Raw genomic sequence first — 20,271 nt, 5'->3', positions numbered from 1 at the left:
TAAAACTATATACCTAAAATCATTTTTGCTATCCAAAAATAGAGTAGGATTCCTAAAATATCATTACTTGTAGTAATAAATGGTCCAGTTGCTATTGCTGGGTCAATGCCACGTTTGTTTAAAAATAACGGCACAAAAGTACCTATAAGCCCCGCAACAATAATGACAGCCACTAGCGATACAGAAATAGCGAAAGCTGTGTTTACTTCACCTTTAACAGCCCATACAAATAAGAATAAAAATAAGGCTAGAATAACGCCATTTAAGGCTGCAAGCAACATTTCTTTAATTAAACGACTATTCACACTACCTCGAACATCATTATTTGCCAAACCTTGTACTATAATTGCACTAGATTGCACCCCTACGTTTCCTGCCATTGCTGCTATAAGAGGTGTAAAAAAGAATAGTATAACTGCTTTACCAGTAAAAAGGCTTTCGAAACCTTCCATAATTAAAAAAGCTCCAATGCCTCCTACTAAACCTAAAAATAACCAGGGTAATCGTGCTCTAGTAAGTTCAATGATACTGTCATCTGAATCTACATCACCCGTAATACCTGCTGCTAATTGATAATCCTTCTCGGCTTCTTCCTTTAATACATCAACTATATCATCAATAGTTATTCTCCCTAACAATGTTTGCTTTTCATCAACTACTGGAATGGCTTCTAAATCATATTTAGCCATAACTTTTGCCACCTCTTCAACATCTTCTTTTACATTAACAAAATCTACATTTTCTTTTGCTATATCTGCTATTTTTTGGTCACTTTTAGCTACGATTAAATCTTTAAGAGATAAGCGTCCAATAAGACGTTCCTGTTTATCTACAACGTAAATTGAATGCACACGTGTAACTTCTTTAGCTTGCCCTCTAATGCGTCGCATACAGCCAGCAACTGTCCATGTTTCATAAACCTTTACAAGCTCTTTAGCCATAAGCCCCCCCGCAGTATCTTCGTCATACTTTAGAAGTTCTGTAATTTCTGCTTTATGGGCTTCATCTTCAATTTTCGAAATGACTTCCTGTTGACGTTCTTCCGGTAATTCCGAAATAATATCTGTTGCATCATCAGTGTCTAATTCTTCAATCTCTTCAGCAATTTCCTTAGCAGAAAGGTTTTTTAATACCTTCTCTCTATTGTCTTCATCCAGTTCCATTAAGACGTCTGAAGTCGTCTCCGAATCCAATAATTTAATCACATAGATGGACCGTTCTAGATTTAGTTCATCTAAAATTTCAGCAATATCAGCATAGTGAAAATCTTTTAAAAGCTTCTGTAGTGCCTTACCATCGTTTATTTTGATGAGACTTTCAACCTGATTGATTAAATCTTGTGTTAATTCAAATGGTATGTTTTCTAATTCTTCAGACAAATGGTTGAATTTATATGTCTTTTTCAATGAGCTGTGTGAGTTCTATAAACTCCTGAACAGCTAATTGTTCTGGACGTTTGCCAAATATAACATTTGCTTTTAAATTATCTGATAGATTGAATGTTTTTAAACTGTTACGAAGTGTTTTTCTGCGCTGTTGAAACGCAGTTTTTACTACTTTAAAAAACAATGCATCGTCACAAGGTAATGTATAATCTTTTTTTCTGATGAGTCGTAATACGCCTGATTCTACTTTTGGTGGCGGATTAAAAACATCTGGTGGTACGGTAAATAAATATTCCGCATCATAATACGCTTGGGCTAAAACTGATAGAATTCCATAAACTTTACTTCCTTCTTTAGAACAAATACGTAGTGCAACTTCTTTTTGAAACATCCCGGAAAATTCTGGAATTTGGTCACGCATTTCTAAAGTTTTAAAAACTATTTGCGTTGAAATATTATACGGGAAATTTCCTATAATGGCGAATGGTTCTTGATTAAAAACACTATTTAAATCATACTTTAAAAAATCTTTTTCTATGATTCTTGGGGCTAGATTTAAGTAGTTGGCTTGTAAATATTCCACCGACTCTGTATCAATTTCTATCACATAAGTTGTGATATCCTTTTTTAGCAAATACTTCGTTAACACACCCATTCCCGGACCAATCTCTAAAACATTTTTATAGTTTTTTAAGGTAAGTGTATCGGCAATTTTTTGTGCAACAGATTCATCATTTAAAAAATGCTGTCCTAAATACTTTTTTGCTTTTACCTGATGTTGGTTTGGATTATATGCCACGAATCACGGATGTTTTGAATACAAAAGTAAGTTATATATAATGGATTCCTGTTTTCACAGGAATAATAAGCTATTTAAAGCTTACAGTATATTCGTCAATAATTTCAAGTTCTGTTCTAAAGGCTAGCATCTTGTCTGCAAATTTTTTCATGCCTTCTATCCTTAATTTTTCGGCATCTTCTTTATAATAGGCATCTAAGGCTTCTCGTGAATATGACCTATATTGAACAGAATATGTGACGCCGCCCATATCTTCTTCTACCAAAACTTTAGTGAGTGTTGCCTTTTCAAATTTTCCTGTAGCCAATACTTGCGGAATATGTTCTTTTATCCAAGTTAACCATTCTTCATGAATGGATTCATCTATATTTGCGGTTACGTTGTATATAATCATTTTTACAATTTTTTTGCAAATAACAGGAGTTCTTCATCATCTTCAAAGGGTTTTATTCTTTTTTCACAAGCAAAACCTAACTTTTCTAATAGCTTCATTGAATTTTTATTATATGGAACTGTTATAGCTATAAGTTTATTCAGTTTAAAGGTTTCTTTTGCTAAAGTCATGATCCTTATGGAAGCTTCAGAACCAAAACCTTTGCCTTCATACTCTGGAAGAAAAGCAAATCCAATATCTACATCATCTAGCTCTTCTCTTTTTGCAAGTCCACAAGTGCCAATGGGTCTGTTTTTTTCTCCTTTTAACTCAAGTTTATAAAATCCAAAGTTGAAATCATTATAACTTTTAATAGTCTTGTTTATCAGATATTTTTCTGCATCTTCAACACTTTTTAGTTTTTTATCACCAATATATTTAATCGAATTAGGTGCATTCGTCAGTTCTAAAAAAAATGGTGCATCTTCTATTGTGAATTCTGAAATAAGTAAGCGTTTAGTTTCTGCTATTATCATATCTAACGTCTAATTAATAGCATCACCACGTAGTGCTCTATATCGTTTTCTGGCATCTACAAAATAAATACTATCGGCATGGTTAAAGATAATTAACTCATATAACGCTTTAGCTTTTTCTGGTAGATTCAGTTGTTTTTCATAGATCTCAGCTAACTTAAAATAAGCATCATCTATCAAAATACCATCTCTATAATTAGCAATAATAGCCTCATAGTTGGTTTCTGCTTTTTCATACTGCTTTTTAACTTCAAACAATTGGGCTTGCTTATATAAAGTTTGAGCTATTATGGGTTCGGTTTTATGTTCATTTAAAATCTTATTTAACAATAGTATAGATGCTTCATTTCTATTTTGAAAAGCAAGCAAATCTGCTTTGGCATAAAGTTTTAAAGCTGTTTGTAAAGAGTCTTCATATTTATTATCAGAAATAAGTAGTTTTAAATCTAGTGCATCATTGGCAATAAGTTGCGAGGTAGAAGCCTTTAAAATTTTAAGCTGCGACTCTGCCCATTTAAAATCACCCTTATAATAACTTGTTTTTGCTACTTTATAACGTGCCTCTTGCGAAATAGTACTATTTTTCAAATTACGTTGAATTTGTGTATAATAAAGTAAAGCTTTATTAAACTTTTCTTGTAGTACCAAAATATCACCCAGCTCTAATTTCACCTCTGCTTTCTGTAATTTCGTTAGAGGTAATTTTAATGTGTTTTCTAAAAATGTGGTTGCTTTATTGGTTTCATTCATATAGAATGCCAAAAAATGAGCATAGGCTATTTGCAGTTTTAAGGTCTGTGAAAATGTGCCAAACTCCTTAAACAGCGCTAAATATTTAGCATTAATACTAGCATAATTCTCTTTTAAACTTTCTTTTGTCTCTAATCGAATTAAATTATAATGTGCCTTTAGTTTGGTGTCCGAATCTTGTGCGGTTTCAATGATGTATGTAAAAATAGCCTTAGCAACTTCATTTTCGTTCTCGTTAGAGGCTATTAATGCCAACTCTTCAATGCGACCTAAATTATCCGGCTGTCGATTAAAAATTGCTTTTTCTTGAATGAATGCTTTATTAAAATCTTTTTGCTGAATGAACAACCAACTTAACATTTCATTCCAAAGCAAATTAGGGGCTTGTTGATTTTTCTTGAGTAAAACTTTTCGAAATATTATATTGTTTTCATTAGCACTATTCTCACTTATAAATTCGCTAATCGCCCTTTTAATATTATTTAAACTAAGCGGGTTAGATTCTGCAAAATGAATATAGCTAGTAAACATTTTTTCTATGTTTCCTTGCTCCCCATATATTTTGGCTAATTGCAGATTAAAATTAAAATCTGGGTTTATCAACATCGCTTTTTCATAAGATACAACTGCTTCGTTTAAGAGTGTGTGTCCTTGAAAACTTCTGGCAACAGCAAACACATTGCTAGCTCGGGCATCTATAGTTGCTATAGCTTTATTGTAATTAATTGTAGCATTTTCCAAATCGTTTTTAAGTTGATAATTATAACCCAATTCTACTAAAAAGGAGGGATAATTAATTCTCTCCATTAATTTTAAAAGAAACGTTTCTACTTCATCATATTGTTCTAATTGCTGATGAGTGTTTACAATCTCATTGATGTAATTAATATTAGAAGGCGATTTGGCATATAACTTTTTATATTCATACAATGCTTTTTGAAAGTCTCCCTTTTTGAAATATTCTTTCGCAAGAATATCGTTTTGAGAAAACATCGTTGTACTTATTAATATGAATAAAATATGAATACATCTCATATCGTAAATATAAGAAATGTAATATGTAGATATTGTAATATTTATGAATTTTTAAAGATACACTAAAACTACCAAGAAAGATAATGGGATCCAGCTATGAAGCGGGATTAGCTCAACTTACTATTTTGAATGCGTTTTAAAAACTTTTCAAAATAGAGTTTCGCCAAAAAAATGCCCGAATAAAAATTCGGGCACAAACCAACCAAAATAAATGTTCCATTAACTATTGTTAATATTAAAAACGATGTAATATATGATTGGGGACAGTTTTATAAATGAAATAAATAGCTGTCTATTTATTCATCACTGTTGTAACTTCATTTTCAGATTTTGAAATTTCGAAATCTGAAAATAAAACTTTGCTTGCAAAAAAGATTAATGTAATTAAGATTATAATACGTTTAAGGTTTTTCATGGTCGGGTAGGTTTGTTAGGTTTGGTCTAGCTAACATCTAAAATATATACCTTTTTACAAAAAGAATTAAAAAATAATCGTTAAACGGCATGTCAAACTTGCATTTAATCGATTATTGGTGCAAAAAACTTACGCATTCACAGGTCTTTGTAGTCTTTTTTTGTGTTTTTTAAACAATATTTAATCAATAATACTAAACCCCGTGTAAGATTGAAGTACTTCTGGTATCACAATACCGTCTTTAGTTTGGTAATTTTCTAAAATTCCAGCAAGTACTCTAGGCAGTGCTAACGAGCTTCCATTTAACGTATGTGCTAATTCGTTTTTACCATTACTATTTTTAAAACGTAATTTTAATCGGTTGGCTTGAAAGGTCTCAAAATTAGACACAGAAGAAATTTCTAACCACCTGTCTTGTGCTGTAGAAAATACTTCGAAATCGTATGTTAATGCTGATGTAAACCCTAAATCTCCTCCGCAAAGTCTTAAAATCCTATATGGTAGTTTTAATTCTTGAAGAATAGTCTTCACATGATTTACCATACCTTCCAGAGCATCGTAAGATTTACTTGGATGCTCCACTCGTAATATTTCAACTTTATCAAATTGATGTAATCTATTCAAACCTCTAACATGTGCACCATAACTTCCTGCCTCACGACGAAAACATGGTGTATACCCCGTAATACCAATAGGTAAATCACTTTCATTTAAAACCACGTCTCTAAAAATATTGGTTCCAGGTACTTCTGCTGTCGGTATTAAATACAAATTATCTTCGGTTACATGATACATCTGCCCCTCTTTATCTGGCAGCTGTCCTGTACCAAAACCAGACGCTTCGTTGACTAAATGTGGTAATTGATATTCGGTATAACCTGCTGCTGTATTTTTATCTAAAAAATAAGCAATTAATGCACGCTGTAATCTCGCTCCTTTACCTTTATAAACAGGAAACCCTGCACCTGCAATTTTATTTCCAAGTTCAAAATCTATAATATCGTATTTCTTTGCGAGTTCCCAATGTGGCAAAGCACCTTCGTGTAAAACAGGAATATCTCCTTCTTTAAAAACCTCTAGATTATCTTCATCTGAATTCCCTGAAGGCACAATCTCATTTGGTACGTTAGGAATTTTATAGAGTAATTCCTTTAACGCATCAGATTTATTATTAAGTGCCTCGGTAAGTTCTTTTGATGTTTCTCTTAATTGAGTTGTTTTTTCTTTTAAAAGGTTTGCTTTTTGAGCCTCCCCTGATTTGAACAAGTTCCCAATTTCTTTAGATAATGCATTAGACTCTGCTAAGGTATTATCTAATTCTGTTTGGATACGTCTTCTATCTTCATCAAAGGAAATAACTTCATTTACCATTTGAGTAGCATCTATATTTCTTTTTGCTAATCGCTCAATGACTAACTCTTTATTTTCTCTAATAAAAGGAACCTGTAACATGTCTTGAAAATTTAAGCGACAAATTTAGGAAATTACTGAGATATTCATACCATTTACACTTTGAATTTACTGTAAAAGAAAATGATGATTTTTTACTTTATATAAATTAGAAAATCATGTGCTCAGCTTGACTGGGCATAAAGCATAGTCTAGTCTACGGTTTCATTTTATAATGAAATAGAAAGGAAAAAAGGGTGTTTTATTGCAGTAGATTCAAAATGCAAATGGTATTAATCCTCTTTTGAAGGTAAAATCCAATTGTTATGCTTAAACGCATTCCATTCAGCATTTGTCAAATCTACTTCTCGGTTTATTAATGTTTTATAAGGTTTTCCATTGATACTTATTTTACAATCAACATAAACCGCTATCTCTTGACCTTTATTTTGAAACTCTTGCTTTAAATGTTGTGCAAATTGCCATATAACATCTGGTTTTGTACTTGCAGAACGCTGCTGTTTAGTCGTTAAATAGTCATTCAAATTAACGGTAAAACTTTTACCTGAGTCTTTGTTTTTAATTATATAGTTCGTTCTGCCACTTTTCGATCTAAGCATCATACGCCAAGAAAGTCTATGCCCTTCTTCTGTCCAAAGTACATCATCTTCAATAAAATGATGCCTTAGAGGTAATCCTATTTGAACTAAAAAATAAATAGAGAACAGGACTAATAATGGTTTTTTAAACTTTGGAATTGCAACGTCATCCGACTTATAAATAGGCTTCTTTTTTAAAAACAATTTTTGAATAATTTCAGGCTCAAAAAAGAACAAGGTAAATGCTAATGACAAATAAGGAAAAATACCTATTTGAAATACGATCGAATTAAACAAATGAAAGAAAATAGAAGACATAAAAGCATATTTTCTTGTAGGTTTAAATAATAATAACGGAACGATTAAACCGTCAAATAATATACCTCCATAAGCTAAAATATAGTGCAGCCATTTTTGTTGAAGCATGTCGCCTACCAACATATAATGTTCTTTACTTTTCATAAGTATTTCCATCACACTGGTATCTAACCAATCTGGATACAGTTTGGCAATGGAAGCATAGGTATACACAATAAAAAGCTGAAATACAATAATCAAGCGGCACCAATGAGGCATTGAAAAACTCTTTATTTTAGGATTTAATTTCACATCTATTGAAGCATATTTATGTGCAGGAAGAAACACCATCATACTACTTAAAAGCATCAATAAGTAATAGTGGTTATTATAGGATGATTTTTGCATTAAATAAGTGGCAGCCCACATGAAGGCAAAACACAAGGCACTCAGCCTATATTTGTAACCAATCATAATGAATAATGCAAATATGCCCATAATGACATAATAGAAATACATGGCATTTCCTGGAAATGGTTGTAACCACTCAAACCCAATAAAAGAAAAGGTGAATTCTGGTTCTACAAGCGTTTTCTTTACCCAGCCTGTAAAAATGGCGCCAACTGATTCTAAAAAGCAAAGTAGTCCAAAAATAATCCGGAAAACTATTAATGCCGAATTATCAATGTTTTTAAATAACCATTTATTAAGCATGATGTGTTGCTATGTAGGTAAGTGCCGTTTCTTTATCCTTTTTTAATTGTATTTTCAAGGCTTCAACCGATTTAAATTTTTCTTCATCACGAATACGGTTTAATAATTCAATTTGAATGTTTTCACCATAAATATCATTATCAAAATTAAAAAAATGAACTTCGATAGTTTCCTTTTCACCATTAACAGTTGGGTTTAAACCTATATTCATCATACCATAAATTGATACTTTATCAATAACAGCTCTTACAATATACGATCCCTGCTTAGGTATTAATTTATAATCTTCTTCAACTTTAATATTGGCCGTTGGAAAACTTAATTGCCTCCCTAATCCCTTACCTTTTGTTACTATTCCTGTTATGGTAAAATGATACCCTAAAAAAGTATTGGCTTTAATAATATCACCTTCTTTTAAAGCGTTTCTAATTTTAGTCGAACTAACTGCCACATCATTTATATCTTGCGCCGATATTTCTTCCACTTCAAACCCGTAAATCTCACCAAATTTTTTTAAATCATCAATATTGGCATTTCTGTTTCTCCCAAATCTATGATCATAACCAATAATCACCTTTTTTACATTGAGTTTATCAACCAAGATTTGTTTTACAAAGTCCTCAGCCGAAAGTCGAGAAAATTCTTTAGTAAATTCTTTAATAACCAAATAATCTAGACCTAAACCGTCTAAAATATCTCGTCGTTCGTTAATAGTATTTATTAATTTTATATTAAAGTCTTTTTGTAAAACCATCCGGGGATGCGGAAAAAAAGTTAGAATTACAGATTTTAAACCGTCTGTTTTTCCTGTAGAAATTAAACGCTTAACTATTTTTTGATGTCCAACATGAACACCATCAAAAGTTCCAATGGTTACAACAGTTTTCGTTTTAGAATCTATACTAAGGGCCTTGCTAATTTTCAACCTAAAAGTTTTGTGTAAAATTAGACATAAAACATATATTAACAAACATTCTTATTATGTTATAACAAATTAAAAACCTTCTTTATTTGAGTTATAATTTGAGGGATATCATGAATTTTAAATTTTAGTTCTATCTCATATGTTTTATCCTGAAGCTTTTTTATAATGATCTTTCCTTCCTTTACCCTATAATATCCTGTTTGCCCTTTACAATAACATAAACGTGCAAATAGTATTTTAATACCTTTAAGATTTTCTTTTTCTAATTCAATTTGATCTGGATCTAACTCTATAAACACCTGTTCCGTATAGCTACCGTCGTAAACGTCCTTTTCTTGATTTCTTTTGTATTCAAATTTAAGTACTACTTTATCTCCAGTTAATAGTTCAGGGTAAAGCATACCAAAATTATCATGTTTTAAAATTAGCTGTTCGTTCTGTTTTACTTCAAAGGAACAACTACCATCTTCTGGACAATATTCAATATAGGTTTCTTGATTATTACCCAAAGCCATTTCGCTTTTTATTTTACATGATAAAACGATTGAAATAAAAATTATTAATTTCAAAAACCTCATAATCAAAGATATATTATTTTAAAAACAACATCAAATTTTTGTCATTCACAACTATAAAATGTATTTTTATTGATGACCTACCCCAATAAAATACTTAACCTTATGAAACAGCCTTTCTCTAGTTTTACTAGTTTTTTTGTTTTTCTATTTTTTTTCACACAAAATATAACCGCCCAAAACCAACAATCTATTTGGGTTAAAACGTCTAAAGAAAAAGCTTATCAGGGGAAAAAGACATCTCAAAAAGCAGGGTCTGATAAAATCAACTATTATCAATTAAATATCAATAATCTTAAAAAAGCTTTAACTAAATCTCCAAAAACAAAAAGCAAAACAACGTCTGATGTTATTATAAATTTCCCGAATTCTGAAGGCGGTTTCGAAGCTTTTAGAATTATACAAGCTTCCATTATGGAGCCTAGCTTCCAATTAAAACATCCTGAAATAAGAACATATGAAGGTGTGAGTGTTAGCAACCCTTCAAGTAAAATTAGATTAAGTATTACGCCTCAAGGTCTTCATACTATGCTATTATCTACAGATAAAAGCACAGAGTTTATAGACCCTATTAGTTATGGAAATTCAAACTATAAGGTTTATAAAAAAACAGATTTAAAAGGTTTAAAAAAGGATTTTATATGCCATTATATAGATGATTTAACAGCCTCTGAAAATCTATCTGAAAAAGCAGCATCTATGATTAATGCAAATGATGGTTTACTAAGAACTTACGATTTAGCATTAGCATCAACTGTTGAGTATTCTAACTATCATATTAACCTTGCTCCTGTACCACCAGTTACAGATAGCGAAAAAAAAGCAGTTGTTTTAGCTGCTATGGTAGTTACCATGAATAGAGTTAATGGTATTTTTAAAAACGATTTATCTCTTACAATGAACCTTATTGATAATACAAGTATTATTTTTCTTAACGAACCTGATGGTTATACTAATAATGATGGTGAGGACATGCTTGATGAAAATCAATCTATAATTGATGCTGCTATAGGAGCTGGCAATTACGATATAGGACATGTTTTTAGTACTGGCGGCGGCGGTGTGGCTATATTAAACTCACCATGTGTAGACGCAAATAAAGCTAAAGGAGTTACAGGTTTAGCAAACCCAATAGGAGACATTTTTGATATTGAATTTGTTGCTCATGAAATGGGGCATCAATTTGGAGCACCACATACTTGGTCTAGTAGTAATGGAAGCTGTACTTCGGGTCAATGGAGTTCAACAAATTCTTATGAGCCTGGTAGTGGAAGTACTATTATGGGTTACGCTGGTATATGCTCTCCAGGTAATGTACAAGCTAATGGTGATGACTATTTTCATCAAAAAAGTTTGCAAATGATTTGGGCAAATATAAATTCTGGAAATAGCAGTACATGTGTTACAACTACTAGTACGGGGAACTCCACTCCTACTGCAGATGCAGGGAATAATTACACTATTCCTATTTCTACACCTTATAAACTTACTGGCGCTTCAACTGATGTTGATGGTACGGGTACCCATACTTATACCTGGGAACAGTATGATTTAGCAACATCACATGGCGCTACTTATTCTGAAAGCAGTCTCACAGGTCCTTTAGTTCGTTCTTTTAAAGGCACTTCTAATACTTCTAGATATATTCCTAAATTATCAGACTTAATATCTTCTGGAGGGTCAACAACTTGGGAAAAATTAGCTTCGGTTAGTAGAGCTATTAATTTTCAATTAACTGTAAGGGATAATGACACAAGAGGCGGGCAAACTGCAACAGATAATATGGTTGTTACTACAAATACTGGTGGTGGTCCATTTTTGGTAACCTCTCAAAACACGTCATCAATTAGCTATCCGGTTAATAGTACTCAAACCATAACTTGGGACATAGCCAATACAACATTGGCTCCTATAAGCACTTCTTTAGTAAACATTCGTTTATCTACAGATGGCGGATTAACATACCCTACGCTATTGTCCTCTAACACAAATAATGATGGTACAGAAGACGTAACATTACCCGTAGGCGTTTCTGCCCCATATTCTAGAATTATGGTTGAGGCGGTTGGAAATATATTCTTTGCTATAAACTCTACTGATTTCTCCATTGGGTATACAATAACTACAACTTGTAATCAACAATTTAGCTCAAACTCTAATTTAAATCTTTCAATTTTAGATAATCAACAAGTTTCAAATATTATTAATGTTCCTGCGAGTGGAACAGTTAACAGCGTGAAAGTAAATGTAGATGTTACTCATTCTTTTATAAGCGACTTAACCGTGACTCTCACTCATCCAAACACCACCACAAATACAGCTGTATGGAATAAAAATTGTTTTATTGGTGCTGGATATGAAAACTTTGATATTACATTCGAGGATAATACAAATACCATAGTTTGTGGAAATAATATTACTGGAACTTACACCCCTGAAAATTCATTAAATATATTTAAAGGTTTAGGAAGTTCTGGCAACTGGACGCTTACTATTGCTGATGGAGAAAACGGAGATCAAGGTACTTTTAACGATTGGTATGTTGAATTCTGTATTACTACAGAGGCTACTCTTAGCACTCACGAATTTAGTTTTGAAAATTTCAAAATATTTCCCAACCCCAATAAAGGTAAGTTTACAATTAATTTTAATGCATCAATCTCAAATAAAATTAATATAGATGTTCATGATTTAAGAGGGCGTACTATTTTCAAAAACAGCTACAAAGGCACAGGACATTTTAATAAAATTATTAGCTTAAATAATGTACAGTCTGGCATGTACATACTAAATGTAAGTGACGGCATTAAAAAATCTACTAGAAAAATTATAGTTGAATAAAAAAGCATCCAGAATAACACAGAGTCATTCCAATATTTAAAGTTGAATATGCCTATTCTTGAGCTGTAGGTGTTTGTACCTTCAGCTAACCCTGTTTTTCCCAACTCGGACACTATTAAAAGTACCAATGGTTACAACTGTAATTTCTACAGGTTTATAAGTTTCAATGTTTTTTACTTTATCCATTTAACAAGTTAAATTGTTAATTTGACCTAAAAAAGTTAGATTTGTTTATAGATCGCTTAATAAAAATGCCCTAAATATTTTTTATGGAAACAAAACTATATTATGTTTTATCAATAACAATGCTTTTGTTTGCATTTTCAACTAATGCTCAAAATTCTTCATGGAAACAGGTTGAAAATTTAAAAAATTCTGAAGAGCTATCTGAATTTCATTTAACTAAAGATAAAGTTCATCTATTTGAACTTGATATGACGTCGTTCAAAAACAGTACCGTTTCAACAACCTTAAGAAGCTCTAAAAACAAAAAAGAAAATACTATTATTACTGTACCTGGAATTAATGGGCGCATTGAAACTTTTAGAATTTATGAAGCTCCTGTTTTTTCTCCTGAGCTCGCTTCTAAATACCCAAACATTAAATCGTATGTAGGCATTAGCACAGATAATTCCGGGACACGTCTGCGAATGAGCATGTCTCCTCAAGGGATACAAACCATGATTTCTTATATTAATAAATCCACTGTATTTATGCAGCCTTTAACAAAAGGCTCTAATAAATATGTTGTATACAATAAAAGCTCTAAAAATGGTTTTGCTGACATATTTGAATGTAAAACGCTGGATAAATTAAATAAGTCATTTAACAAAACGAATCAAACGGCAAAAGTTAATGAAGGTGGTGCTAACAATCAAACATTGCAAAAACTTAGAATTGCCATTTCCACGACGTCAGAATACACCGCTTATCATGATGATGGTAATGCCGGAAATGGTGATGCCGTAGCTGATGCACTCGCAGCAATAAACAATACTTTAAGTAGAGTTAATGAAGTCTTTGAGACTGATATGGCTGTGACCTTCGAACTTGTTGATGCCACACAATTAATATATACTAATGCCGCTACAGACCCTTATTCTGACGCAAATGTTGGTACTGATAGTGATAACTTTAACAACTCTAATGGATGGAGTTTACAACTTCAAAACAATTTAACCAGTGTTATTGGTAATGCCGCTTATGACATAGGCCATTTATTTGGAGCTACCGGTGGTGGTGGAAATGCAGGCTGTATTGGCTGTATCTGTGAAAACCCTACAGGATCATCATCTCATGCTAAAGGAAGTGCTTATACATCACCATCAAGCGGTGGGCCTGAAGGGGATACTTTTGATATAAATTTTGTCGCTCATGAAATTGGACATCAAATGGGAGCCAATCATACCTGGGCTTTTGATAGTGAAGGAACGGGTGTTAATTCTGAACCTGGAAGTGGTACCTCCGTTATGGCTTATGCCGGTATTGAAGGTGCTAATAATGTAGAACTAAATAGTGATGACTATTTTCATTACCATAGTATTAAGCAAGTATTAGATAACCTGAGCACCAAAAGTTGTCAAACAACTGAAGTTATCTCAAACAATCCACCAAGTGCAGATGCTGGGAACAATTATAACATACCTAAAGGAACCGCTTATGTTTTAAGAGGAGCTGCTACGGATTTAGATGGCGGGGATAACCTAACATATTGCTGGGAACAAATAGATAGTGGTATAACCAATTACTTAAATTTTGGTCCTGAGTTAACTTCCGGACCAACTAATAGATCGCTTCCTCCTTCAAACTCTCCCGATAGATATATTCCTAAACTCAGCAGTGTTCTTGCTGGTAATACCATACAAACCAATCCTACATTAGGTAGTGATTGGGAAACGGTGTCAACGGTTGCGAGGTCTTTAAATTGGGCATTAACTGTTAGAGACCGATCTCCAGCTTCTTTCTCAGGCGGTCAAAGCAGTTATGACACCATGCAAATTACAGTTGAAGATGTGACTCCTTTTACTGTTACCAATCCTGTTTCTTGGGCTCAAGGGTCTATGCAAACTATTGAATGGGAAGTTGGACAAACAACAAACGGCACTATAAATTGCCAAAATGTGAATATAAAACTATCAACAGATGGCGGACTAACATTTCCTACTACTATAGTATCAAACACCCCTAATGATGGGGCTTTTAGTTATACTGTTCCGGCCATTCCAGATACGTCTACAGCACGACTATTAATTGAAGCTGCAGATAATATTTTTTATGATGTTTCTAACTTTAATTTTTCTATTTCTACAAGTCCAGATTTTTTTATAATCAATGAGACTTTAGATCCAATTGCTTGTTCAGAAACTACAGCAACATTTCATTTTGACTATGTTGCAACGAATGGCTTTTCAGAAAATACTGTTTTTAGTGTTTCAGGAAACCCCGGAAGCTCTACGGTTAGTTTTTCACCAACAAGTTTAAGTGCTTCTGGAAGTGTCACTATGACTATTAGTGGTTTAGATGGTGTTACTCAAGGTAATTATCCTTTAATAATTACCGGAACTTCAACATCTGTGACAAAAAATAAGAATGTAGCATTTCCTCTTTTCAATGGACTGTGTGCTTCCGTTGCAAACACAACGTATGGTACAAGTACAACACGCGTTCAATTCAACACTATTAATAATACCTCTGCGAAACCTTCTGGTTACTCAGATTATACCTCTATAACTACAGATTTAAATAGAGATGATTCATATGATCTAACTGTAAATGTTAATACTGATGGTAATTTTACTACTAATACTCAAGTTTGGATAGATTGGAATCAAAACTGTAGTTTTAATGACGCGGGTGAAGTATATAATTTGGGAGACGCTACTAATGTTGCTAATGGAGCAGCTAGTAATGCGCCGCTTTCAATTACAGTTCCTATGAATGCTATTCCCGGAAATACTATTATGAGGGTTTCAACAAAATTTAAAGATGATGGATTACCGACTTCTTGCGAAAATGGTTTTGATGGAGAGGTTGAAGATTACACAATCAATATATTGCCATCAGATTTTGAATATGACACTTCAATAACTTTGGTTCAATTTAATACTATTAACCAAACTTCTGAAAAACCTTCTGACTATTCTGATTACTCATCAACTGTAAGCACAGAATTAAATAGGGATAATGCATACGATTTAACTGTAAATGTTAATACTGAAGGAGATTTTACTACCGCTACAAAAGTATGGATTGATTGGAATCAAAATTCAAGTTTTAATGATCCTGGTGAAGTATATGATTTAGGTGACGCTACCAATGTTTCAAATGAGGCAACTAACAATTCACCACTTTCTATTAATGTTCCTATTGATGCTATTTTAGGAAATACTATTATGAGAATAGCTACCAGATATATTGGGAATTCTGGAGATCAGGAGCCCATCCCTTCCGAAAATGGTTTTGATGGAGAAGTAGAAGATTACACCGTTACAATAATACCAACCTTAGCTATTGAAGCATCTGGTTTTGACAACCTAATTGTTTATCCAAACCACAACAACGGAAAATTCAATATTAAACTAAACGGAGCTTTATCTAGAGAGATTACTGTCGAGGTTTTTGATGTAAGAGGACAATTTATTTATAAAAACGTATTTGAAGGTACTGGAGACTTTAACGAAAGTGTCGATTTAAATAATGTACAATCTGGTATGTATATTTTAAGTGTAAGTGATGCTATTCGAAAATCTACTAAAAAAATCATTGTTGAATAAAAAGAGGGCTTTTTGACACTTTTTAGGCGATTTCTTTTATTTACCATTAAAAGTATTCATTGTAATATTCATTCCTGCTAAAACAAAGGATTTTATAAGCTCAACTGATTTATCTAAGCGTTCTTTAAGTTTATCTGACTCTTCTTCATTCCACTCACCTAAAACATAATCAATCTGTCTCCCTTTAGAAAAGACATCGCTAATTCCAAATCTAAAACGATTGTATTTCGTTGTGCTTAATTTTTCTTGAGTGTCCTTCAATCCATTATGCCCACCATCACTACCTTTTGCTTTCAATCGAATACTTCCAAAAGGCAGATTTAAATCATCTGTAATGACTAATAAATTTTCTAAAGGAATTTTCTCTTTTGTTAACCAATATAATATGGCCTTTCCGCTTAAATTCATATAGGTATTAGGTTTTAAAAAAATAAACGTTCTTCCTTTTAGTTTATATGTAGTAAGGTCTCCTAATTTTTGAGTTTCAAAAGTTAGTTCTTCTTTATTTGCGAAATGGTCTAATACTTTAAATCCAATATTATGGCGCGTATTTGCATATTTCTCTCCAATATTCCCCAAACCAACTATTAAATACTTCTTCATGACATCTTGTTCTTCTATTTCTTTTTTTTTCTTAAATAGTTTGAATAAAAACCGACACATAATTCTTATGTTTCTGTAAAAATAAAAAAGCATCCTGAATAATTCAGGATGCTTTTAATATTTAAGTTAAGAATATATCTATTCTTGTGCCGCAGGTGCTTCTGCCCCTTCTGCTGCAGGTGCTTCTGCTCCTTCAGCTCCTTCTGCTACTTCTTCTTCATCTTCTTCGTCTTCAACAGCTACTCTAGAAGTCTTAATTTGACATACTACAGTGTTGTCTGTATGTAAAAATGTATACTTGTCATTTAGCAATTCTCCAACAGCAACTTTATCTCCAATTTTTAAAGGTGTGATGTCTACCTCTATAAAATCTGGTAAATTAGCTGGAAGTGCTTTAATACGTAATTTTCTGTTATTTCTCCTTAAGACACCACCGTTTTTAACACCTTTTGAGTTTCCTACAAGGCGAACTGGAATATTTAAAGCAATTTCTTTCTCTTCAAATAATTGATAAAAATCTACATGTAAAATTCTGTCTGTAACCGGGTGAAATTGAATATCTTGAAGTACTGCATTTAAAGTCTCTCCGCTATCTAAAGCAATCACAACTGTATGCGCATTTGGTGTGTATACAAGTTTAGAGAATGCTAATTCTGCTGCTGCGAAATGAACTGGCTTATCTCCTCCGTATAATACGCAAGGAACCTGACCAGCATTACGTAAGGCTTTTGTCGCTTTTTTGCCCACGCTTTCTCTTTGAGATCCGTTGATTGTAATTGATTTCATAATTGTTATTTATTTTAATTTAATTGTATTATGTAAACTTTATTGAAAATAAATTTTATTTTAAAATTTAATATAATTTATATTTCAAGTCGTTTTCATTTTCTATTTATATATTAATTAATAATCATTCTTATCTAACACTCCTTCCCTTTGGGGAGGTCGAGAGAGGATTACATTACAAATTGTGAACTGATAGATTGGTTGTTGTGAACTTTGTCCATAACCCCCGCGAACAAGTCTGCACAACTTAAAACTCTAATTTTATCACTCTTCTGTGATAATGGTATCGAGTCAGTTACTATGAGTTCTTCTAATTTTGAATTCTCTATATTCTCATAAGCTTTTCCAGATAATATTGGATGCGTACAAATAGCTCTAACGCTTAACGCTCCGCGTTCCATCATTAAATCTGCTGCTTTTGTCAATGTACCTGCAGTATCAACCATATCATCAACTAATACGACGTTTTTTCCTGTAACGTCTCCAATTAATTCCATATGCGAAATTATATTAGCCTTGGCTCGCTGCTTATAACAAATAACGACGTCGCTTGCTAGTGCTTTAGAATATGCATAAGCTCTTTTTGAACCACCCATATCCGGAGAAGCAATTGTTAAATTATCTAAGTTCAAGCTTTTTAAATACGGTAGAAAAATGGTAGATGCAAATAAATGGTCTACAGGCTTTTCAAAAAATCCTTGTATTTGATCTGCGTGCAAGTCCATCGTAATAATACGAGTAGCACCTGCTGCTTCTAACATTTTAGCAACCAATTTTGCTGCAATGGGTACACGAGGCTTATCTTTTCTATCTTGTCTTGCCCATCCAAAATATGGTAATACCGCAGTAATATGCCTTGCTGAAGCACGTTTTGCTGCATCTATCATTAACAACATTTCCATCAAGTTCTCCGCGCCTGGATTCGTCGAGCCAATAATAAAAATTCTGGTTCCGCGAATAGATTCTTCATAGGACGGTTGAAACTCTCCATCACTATAAGTAGAAGTAATTACATTGCCTAAATCTGCACCAAATGCCTTAGCAATTTTTTCACCAAGAACTTTACTTTGTGTACATGCAAAAATTTTGGCTTCAGTATTTATAATTGGCATAGTTAACTTGTTGTTTTGCAGTACTAATACAGCACCTTATTTTAAACGAGGTGCAAATTTATACATTTATTTTAACCTAAAAAGTATATTGACTGGTATTTTTATGTTTAATATCGAAAAAATCTATATTTTTGCTGTCCGATATGCTCAAGTGGCGGAATTGGTAGACGCGCTGGATTCAAAATCCAGTTCTTTCGAGAGTGTGGGTTCGATTCCCACCTTGAGTACACATATAATCCGTAATACAATTGATTATTAATTGTTTACGGATTTTTATTTTTGTTATTTGTACGGTTTATGTACGATTAAAAATGATTTACTACTAAAAAATAAAAAATTTGTTTTAATTAATGCATCTTTTACATTATTTGTATTTAATTAGTATGTGCTTTCTAAATATACTGCTTTTTTTATCTATTACTTTCCTGTAAGACTTCTATATTTCTTAATTATTAAATTGATACCTTCATTTAACTTCTTATAATATAGTTTTTCTTTTTCTTCTATACTATCCCAATCATATTTGTAATCTCTATACACTAAAATATCAGCAGAGTAATAATTCCAGTAATACTTGAACCCTTTAAACTCAAATTCATCATAGGTTTTCATCCATTCTTTATAAAGCCCTTTCAATTGCTTTTCATTTAAATTGAGAGTAATTGCTAATCTATGATGATGAAATATAACATCTACCTTATCAAAAAAATTATCACATCGCGAGAACCATTCATCCTTTGAGTTCTCAAAGGGTTTAAACTTTTTATTAAGGAAATGATTATTTATCTCATTACAACGTTCTATTTCCAATTCTTGATCAGTTTTAATGATTTCTATTTCAAAAGATGATGATTTTGTTCTCTCGCTAACTTTCTCAGCACTAGAACCATTTACAATTTCTCTTATTTCATTAATTGCATCAATAAAAATATCATCATCATCCGGGAAATTAAACGCATTTAATAAACACTGTTTATTCTCTTTTTCTTCAATATCATCATTACTAAATAAAACTCCCATTTCACGGTTATTTTTTTCCGAATAATCATAAAGGTTCATAGAACCGACTATTAGCCAATTTCCATTAAAATAACATTTACAATGTATGTTAGGATGATGTAATAAATTAATATTACCAAGTGAAAGCAGCTTGTTTTTTTCTTTAATTGAAAGTTTATTCTCTCTATATACTAAAATAATCTCTATATCTCTTTCGTCTGCTACTTTCAATGACTTAAAAATATTATCTGAAGTTTGTATATACGGAACAATTAATATTAATTCTTTTTCTGCCTCTTGAATAAGTTTAGGTATCCAGTAGTTTAGTTTTGTAGTATTTAAAAATTGTGCCATTCTTTATTTTA

15 protein-coding genes and 1 tRNA gene are annotated in these 20,271 nt (G+C 32.3%); 3 read left to right on the top strand and 13 right to left on the bottom strand.

Features of this window, described 5'->3' with window-relative positions; all coding sequences use genetic code 11:
* Positions 1–5: 5 nt before the first annotated feature.
* The 9 genes from mgtE to Q4Q47_RS09900 form a co-directional block, all read right to left on the bottom strand.
* The gene (mgtE, locus tag Q4Q47_RS09940; protein ID WP_303308455.1) at positions 6–1,379 is read right to left on the bottom strand and encodes a magnesium transporter; all 1,374 of its coding nucleotides are present in this window, start codon (positions 1,377–1,379) and stop codon (positions 6–8) included.
* A 10-nt stretch (positions 1,380–1,389) separates the two neighbouring features.
* A complete protein-coding gene (rsmA, locus tag Q4Q47_RS09935; RefSeq protein ID WP_303306503.1) occupies positions 1,390–2,184 on the bottom strand; it encodes a 16S rRNA (adenine(1518)-N(6)/adenine(1519)-N(6))-dimethyltransferase RsmA in 795 nt (264 codons plus the stop codon).
* 70 nt (positions 2,185–2,254) lie between these two features.
* Positions 2,255–2,578, bottom strand: coding sequence for a DUF4286 family protein (locus Q4Q47_RS09930; RefSeq protein ID WP_303306502.1), 324 nt, complete (start codon positions 2,576–2,578; stop codon positions 2,255–2,257).
* A gap of 2 nt (positions 2,579–2,580) precedes the next feature.
* Positions 2,581–3,093, bottom strand: a complete 513-nt coding sequence (locus Q4Q47_RS09925) for a GNAT family N-acetyltransferase (RefSeq protein ID WP_303306501.1) — start codon at positions 3,091–3,093, stop codon at positions 2,581–2,583.
* Positions 3,094–3,102: 9 nt separating this feature from the next.
* The gene (locus Q4Q47_RS09920; RefSeq protein ID WP_303306500.1) at positions 3,103–4,878 is read right to left on the bottom strand and encodes a tetratricopeptide repeat protein; all 1,776 of its coding nucleotides are present in this window, start codon (positions 4,876–4,878) and stop codon (positions 3,103–3,105) included.
* A gap of 595 nt (positions 4,879–5,473) precedes the next feature.
* Positions 5,474–6,745: a serine--tRNA ligase gene (gene serS, locus Q4Q47_RS09915; RefSeq protein ID WP_303306499.1), complete on the bottom strand. Its 1,272-nt coding sequence runs from the start codon at positions 6,743–6,745 to the stop codon at positions 5,474–5,476.
* Between the two features lie 230 nt (positions 6,746–6,975).
* On the bottom strand, positions 6,976–8,292 hold the full coding sequence (locus tag Q4Q47_RS09910) for an HTTM domain-containing protein (RefSeq protein WP_303306498.1): 1,317 nt from the start codon (positions 8,290–8,292) through the stop codon (positions 6,976–6,978).
* Positions 8,285–9,217, bottom strand: a complete 933-nt coding sequence (locus Q4Q47_RS09905; protein WP_303306497.1) for a bifunctional riboflavin kinase/FAD synthetase — start codon at positions 9,215–9,217, stop codon at positions 8,285–8,287. Before Q4Q47_RS09905 ends, Q4Q47_RS09910 begins: the two co-directional genes overlap by 8 nt.
* A 59-nt stretch (positions 9,218–9,276) precedes the next feature.
* The gene (locus Q4Q47_RS09900) at positions 9,277–9,732 is read right to left on the bottom strand and encodes a hypothetical protein (protein ID WP_303306496.1); all 456 of its coding nucleotides are present in this window, start codon (positions 9,730–9,732) and stop codon (positions 9,277–9,279) included.
* 165 nt (positions 9,733–9,897) lie between these two features.
* On the opposite strand from Q4Q47_RS09900, the gene Q4Q47_RS09895 reads away from it, so the two are divergent.
* A complete protein-coding gene (locus Q4Q47_RS09895) occupies positions 9,898–12,633 on the top strand; it encodes a zinc-dependent metalloprotease (protein ID WP_303306495.1) in 2,736 nt (911 codons plus the stop codon).
* A 269-nt stretch (positions 12,634–12,902) separates the two neighbouring features.
* Positions 12,903–16,406, top strand: coding sequence for a zinc-dependent metalloprotease (locus tag Q4Q47_RS09890; RefSeq protein WP_303306494.1), 3,504 nt, complete (start codon positions 12,903–12,905; stop codon positions 16,404–16,406).
* 36 nt (positions 16,407–16,442) lie between these two features.
* On the opposite strand, the gene pth is transcribed toward Q4Q47_RS09890, so the two are convergent.
* From pth to Q4Q47_RS09875, 3 genes are all read right to left on the bottom strand, one after another.
* Positions 16,443–17,069 carry an aminoacyl-tRNA hydrolase gene (pth, locus tag Q4Q47_RS09885; protein WP_303306493.1) on the bottom strand — a complete coding sequence of 209 codons (627 nt, stop codon included), beginning with the start codon at positions 17,067–17,069 and terminating at the stop codon, positions 16,443–16,445.
* A gap of 78 nt (positions 17,070–17,147) precedes the next feature.
* On the bottom strand, positions 17,148–17,795 hold the full coding sequence (locus Q4Q47_RS09880; RefSeq protein ID WP_303306492.1) for a 50S ribosomal protein L25/general stress protein Ctc: 648 nt from the start codon (positions 17,793–17,795) through the stop codon (positions 17,148–17,150).
* A 170-nt stretch (positions 17,796–17,965) separates the two neighbouring features.
* Positions 17,966–18,907, bottom strand: a complete 942-nt coding sequence (locus Q4Q47_RS09875; protein ID WP_303306491.1) for a ribose-phosphate pyrophosphokinase — start codon at positions 18,905–18,907, stop codon at positions 17,966–17,968.
* Positions 18,908–19,052: 145 nt separating this feature from the next.
* Here Q4Q47_RS09875 and Q4Q47_RS09870 point away from each other — a divergent pair.
* A tRNA-Leu gene (locus Q4Q47_RS09870) sits at positions 19,053–19,134 on the top strand.
* Between the two features lie 190 nt (positions 19,135–19,324).
* Here Q4Q47_RS09870 and Q4Q47_RS09865 read toward each other — a convergent pair.
* Positions 19,325–20,260, bottom strand: a complete 936-nt coding sequence (locus Q4Q47_RS09865) for a phospholipase D family protein (RefSeq protein ID WP_303306490.1) — start codon at positions 20,258–20,260, stop codon at positions 19,325–19,327.
* Between the last annotated feature and the right edge of the window lie 11 nt (positions 20,261–20,271).

It is taken from the genome of Flavivirga spongiicola, assembly GCF_030540825.1.
GTDB classification, from domain to species: Bacteria; Bacteroidota; Bacteroidia; order Flavobacteriales; family Flavobacteriaceae; genus Flavivirga; species Flavivirga spongiicola.
This window is presented reverse-complemented; position numbering and strand designations above follow the sequence as displayed.